The sequence below is a fragment of the Clostridium sp. BSD2780061688st1 H5 genome, assembly GCF_005845155.1.
Classification (GTDB): domain Bacteria; phylum Bacillota; class Clostridia; order Lachnospirales; family Lachnospiraceae; genus Claveliimonas; species Claveliimonas intestinigallinarum.
In genome coordinates this window covers 1-1,179 of sequence record NZ_SPGT01000068.1, presented here as the reverse complement: position 1 = coordinate 1,179, position 1,179 = coordinate 1, and the positions used below count along the sequence as shown (strand labels likewise).

General features: G+C 59.3%; 2 protein-coding genes. Both read right to left on the bottom strand.

Annotated elements, in window-relative coordinates; genetic code table 11:
* The coding region (locus tag FGQ86_RS16150) for a nucleotidyltransferase family protein (protein ID WP_138305159.1) at nucleotides 1-434 on the bottom strand (434 nt) is incomplete at its 3' end.
* A 1-nt stretch (nucleotide 435) separates the two neighbouring features.
* On the bottom strand, nucleotides 436-1,179 hold a 744-nt coding region (locus tag FGQ86_RS16145), incomplete at its 5' end, for a polysaccharide biosynthesis protein (protein ID WP_138305157.1).

Genomic DNA, 1,179 nt, shown 5'->3' with positions numbered 1-1,179 from the left:
TCCTCCCAGGGCACGAATCCCTCTGCCTCCAGCACCTTCCCGGCCCTCGCAAGGTCCTGGGGCCGGACCAGGAAGTCCACATCCCCCATGGTCCGCTCCAGGGGCGCCGGATAATAAGCTGCGGAGGCGCAGCCCTTTAGGATGACATAGGGGATCTCTGCTTGTTCCATCAGCTCATGGACCTGCAGATGCTGCCAGGTCACCTGCAGGCTGTGGTAGGCCTGGGCGACCACGGTGTCCTTCCATCTATCGGCCAGCTCTTTGGGCAGCGCCTCCCTGTCCACGCTCTTCCAGGCAAGGGCAGGGACTGCCTGCTGGCAGCATTCCTCATAGATCCCCTGCCAGTCCGCGTCCCGCGCCGGCATCCTTTGCCCTGTCTGAAATAAGCTTTTTCCTGACAGTGCCAGCACTGCCTGCTCCCTGCCGCTTTTCACCTTACTGCTCCCACTCCTTTAATTCGTCCTGGATGTACTTCAGGGACAGCAGCTTCTCCTTCACCTGCTCCACGTCCAGCAGCTCCGTGTTGCTGGAGTTGAACTCGGTCAGGGTATTCCTCTGCACATCCCCGTCCTTGAAATATTTGTCATAGTTCAGGTCCCGCTTGTCACAGGGTACCCGGTAGAAATTCCCCATGTCAATGGCATGGGAGCACTCCTCGTTGGTCAGCAGGGTCTCATACATCTTTTCCCCGTGGCGGATGCCGATGACCTTCACCGGGTTGTCCGCATGGAACACCTCCTCCACAGCCCGGGCCAGCACCTCGATAGTGCAGGCCGGCGCCTTCTGTACCATGATATCACCGCTCTGGGCGTTCTGGAAAGCGAAAACCACCAGTTCCACCGCTTCTTCCAGGCTCATGATGAACCGGGTCATGGTGGGCTCTGTCACGGTCAGCTCCTTCCCCTCCTTGATCTGGCTGATGAAAAGAGGGATGACCGAGCCCCGGGAACACATGACATTGCCGTATCTTGTACAGCAGATGGCTGTCTTCTCCGGGGAAACGGTCCTTGATTTGGCCACGATCACCTTCTCCATCATGGCCTTGGAGGTGCCCATGGCATTCACCGGGTAGGCGGCCTTGTCCGTGGACAGGCAGATGACCTTCTTCACCCCTGCCTCGATGGCCGCGGTCAGCACGTTCTCGGTGCCCAGGACATTGGTCTTCACCGCCTCGATGGG